The 3,410-nt window shown below is 66.0% G+C and carries 3 protein-coding genes and 1 pseudogene; 1 reads left to right on the top strand and 3 read right to left on the bottom strand.

Going from position 1 to position 3,410, the window contains the following annotated elements; genetic code table 11:
• Positions 1-224, bottom strand: a pseudogene (locus tag AOK23_RS48935) (hypothetical protein); the annotation flags it as partial.
• A gap of 581 nt (positions 225-805) precedes the next feature.
• Positions 806-1,216, bottom strand: coding sequence for a tyrosine-type recombinase/integrase (locus AOK23_RS51475; RefSeq protein WP_276205757.1), 411 nt, complete (start codon positions 1,214-1,216; stop codon positions 806-808).
• Positions 1,217-1,593: 377 nt separating this feature from the next.
• Here AOK23_RS51475 and AOK23_RS24320 point away from each other — a divergent pair, with 377 nt between their 5' ends.
• Positions 1,594-1,830, top strand: a complete 237-nt coding sequence (locus AOK23_RS24320) for a hypothetical protein (protein ID WP_055714786.1) — start codon at positions 1,594-1,596, stop codon at positions 1,828-1,830.
• 437 nt (positions 1,831-2,267) lie between these two features.
• On the opposite strand, the gene AOK23_RS24315 is transcribed toward AOK23_RS24320, so the two are convergent.
• Positions 2,268-2,699 carry an NUDIX domain-containing protein gene (locus tag AOK23_RS24315; protein ID WP_055714785.1) on the bottom strand — a complete coding sequence of 144 codons (432 nt, stop codon included), beginning with the start codon at positions 2,697-2,699 and terminating at the stop codon, positions 2,268-2,270.
• Between the last annotated feature and the right edge of the window lie 711 nt (positions 2,700-3,410).

Below are 3,410 nucleotides of genomic sequence, written 5' to 3'. Positions count from 1 at the left end.
GATTCGGCCAGCAACTGAGCGGCCGCCCATTGACGGATCGATATGTCACCTGCCGCGCCTTCGGCCGCGCTATTCGACTCGTCAAGCCGGTCGAGTGCCCCGCAGGCGGCGATCGCGTCGGCCGCAGCGTCAGACCCGGAGCCACCGTCGCTCCCGAAGAGTATCCATGCGGTACCCACGCCACCACCCCCGAACACGACGCCGACGGCCAGTGCGGCGATCAAAGGGGCCCGACGCCGGGGCGACGGTGCAAACGCCATCGGGGTGGGCGTGGCGTACGGCTGTGAAGGGTGTGAAGGATGCATGGGCGCAGAGCCTAGTGCTCTGACCGCGAAGGATTACCGGTTGGGTTGCGAGTTACGTGTTTCCCGCCATGGCCGTGCGGCGGTGACTACGTGTGCGAGTACGTAGTTCCTCAGTACCGCAGGGGAAGGCGCGCGGGTTCCTGGATGGTGTCCCTCGTCGGACATCGTTGGCGAATTCGGCGGTTGTCTATGCGGGGCGGAGCCTCGCTGTTCTGTCGCGTCTTCTCACGCTCGGCGTGCACCATCTCGTCCAGACCCAAGGGTTCGTGCCACTGTCGTGCCAGATACAGGGGTCAGCCACGGTCAACGAGGGTGTCTCGCGGTCGAGTTCTCGGCAGCCTGACCAGGTATCGAAGCCCCAGCTCAGCGGCATGATCCCCTCGCCTCTCTCCTAAAGTGGGTGTCGCAGGTTCGAATCCTGCCGGGGGCACCAGGCAAAACGGCCCGGACCGATCATGGTCCGGGCCGTTCTGACGGCACCATTTGACGGCAGTCGCCTCTCAGGCGGCCGGTCGGCATCGCCTGAGCAGGCGGTCCATGTGGCTGATCGCCTCCCGCTGGGTGTCGTGCACGACGTGCGTGTACACGTCCATCGTGATGCTGATCTGGCTGTGCCCCAGGATTTCCATGATGACCCGTGGCACGACGCCGGCCGCCGTCAGCAGCGTGGCGCAGCCGTGCCGTGCGACGTGTAGCCGGACCACCCGTAACCCTGCGTCAGCCGCCACCCGCGTGAAGGTCGCGGCGGAGGTCTCAACACGGATGGTGCTCACAGGTACATCCACTCGTCTATACGAGATGCGCCAGGAGGGGTCGCGGCGGACAGTTAGCCGCTGAACGGGGCGTGAGGCACCTGGGTGGGGCCGAGCCCCGGCACCGCGTGGCACGGTGGCCGGGGGCGGGGCGGACATCGGGCAGGGACACGCCGCACCGCGCCGAACCGGAACCTGACGCACTGGTCACCCGCGCCGACCGACTTGTGCAGAACGTCAAAGTGCGACCCGCGGGTTTGTACACATACGGCTCATGACGAGGCTCCGGGAGAATCCCCTACTCTGGCCTCATACGTCAGGCACTCCTGAACTCACGGGCGACTGACGGCAGTTGAGAATCTCCCGGACCGTGAAAACGGGATGTCCGGATGCTTGCACGGCGGCTGTCCGGCCCCTTACGTCCCACGATCCGACGCCACGACGCAGCTCATCGGTCGCGCCTGCCCGCCCGGAATCCTCACCGGACGCCGGCGGGCAGGCCCCGATCCTCGGAAGGCCCGGCAATGACACTGCAAATGGACGGCACAGCAGTCCTGATCCTGCTGGTCGCGACGGCGGCGGCGGTGGCCGTATACCGCCTCAGGGACCAGGCCGCGACGGGCGGCGGCCCGCATGCACGCGATCTCGTGGGCGCGATCTGCGTCTGGGGGACGGTGGTCGCTGCGTTGGTGGCCCTGTTCGCGTTCTCACCCCCGGCGTCGACGGACGGCGACTCACGGGCGCCGACAAAGACCACGTCCTCCGCCCCGTGAGTTCCGCGGGCCCGCTCGCCGGGGAACCACTGGCTCGTACGCGGCGGTGGCACCCGAGGCGGCCACTCGTCAGCATGCCCCCCGTTATGTTTTCCGCGGTTCCGCAACGGAGCCGCTGGCCTCCGGGCTCCCCGATTCAGACCGACGGTACGCGTCATGGCCACCCGTGGGCAGCACGGTTTCTCGTGCGCTGATGGCATAGCCATCTGACCCAAGCAGCGGGATCCCCGTTGAACCCACGCAGCGGCTCACAGGTGGTCCGCGTCCCAAGTGAGTGTCTAACTGCGTGACAACGCTGGCGAATAGCGGCGGACAAGCGTGGACGTCTGCGGACCGTTGCAGCAGATGAGAGCTACATCAGCCCAAGGCACCGACCCCACCCAAGTTGCTTCGGGACGAAGCAGTCATCGCCGAAGGACTGACGATGGCGCCACCCCTCAAGTACCCCAAGTCTCGGCGTGCTCCTGTAGGTAGTCGGCGAGTTCGGGCGGATGGAGTTCGAGCGCTTGCACGGCTGACGCGTCCAACGTGACTCGCACAGGTGAGAAGTCGCCTATGTCGGAGTCATCGAGCTCAGGGCCGCTACGGCGGTTGAGATCCATGTCCAGCACGTCAGCGCGAAAGAAGTGCTGTACGACGGTGACCTCGCCCGGCTCGGTCAAGGTCAGGAACTCGCTCGCCGGGCCGATCGTGGCACCGATCTCTTCCATCACTTCACGGCGTAGAGCCGCTTCAAGGTCGGCATCCTCAACTTCGACGCCCCCACCGACGGTCGTGTAGTAGGAGGTGCCGCCCGGCCATCCGCGGCGCAGGAACACCAGCTGACCGCCATCGAGCAGAACCGCACGTACGTTGTGACGGACCTTCATATGCCCGACGGTACTGCGCCCACCCCGGCGAGAAGGCCTGAACCGAGCAGGCTGGCCGACGGATGGGCCCGGTGCGCACCACTGGCGCACCAGAACGAGCGGGGAACAGCGGGGAACCACGGTGAAAGCAGCCGCGCCCAACAAGGCCGCTCCCCCACCCCTGCCCAGCTCAGCGCCCGGAACGGCCACCAAATGCCTGCAGCTTCCCAAGCTGAGAGCGCGAGTTCGATTCTCGTCACCCGCTCCATGATGAAACCCCAGGTCACCGGCCTGGGGTTTGTTCGTAGTCTGGACCCTGCCAGCAGCGCGCACCACACTCGCACCAGCAGGCCGCAAACTGTGGGGTCCACGGCTCAGGGGGAGGATCCATGTTTGCCATCAAGATCATTTCGACCGTTTTGGTGGCCGCTCTACTGATCTCGGGCCTGTCAGCATGGTTCAGCGGGCGTGTCCCTGTGGCGGTACTCGGCCTACTGTAATCGTCTACAAGGTACTTCGCCGTTGGGTGGGAATGTCCAACTCGGGGTCGGAGCACCGTCAGGTTGGAGAGCCCTGGTATACCGGCGAGATCAGAGGTCGTCACAGATGCGGCGGGCCTTGGTCAATTCCGCCTTGACCTCGCCGCCGACATCAAGCGTTTCGTCGAAATAGGTGCGTGAATTGGCCAGGGCTGTCGAGAGCGGCTTGTACGTCGGGTCGCCCGCGGCCGCT

It is taken from the genome of Streptomyces torulosus (assembly GCF_001419765.1).
In the GTDB taxonomy this organism is placed as follows: Bacteria; Actinomycetota; Actinomycetes; order Streptomycetales; family Streptomycetaceae; genus Streptomyces; species Streptomyces torulosus.
Note: the sequence above shows the minus strand (reverse complement) of the source record. Positions and strands in the feature narration are given on the sequence as shown.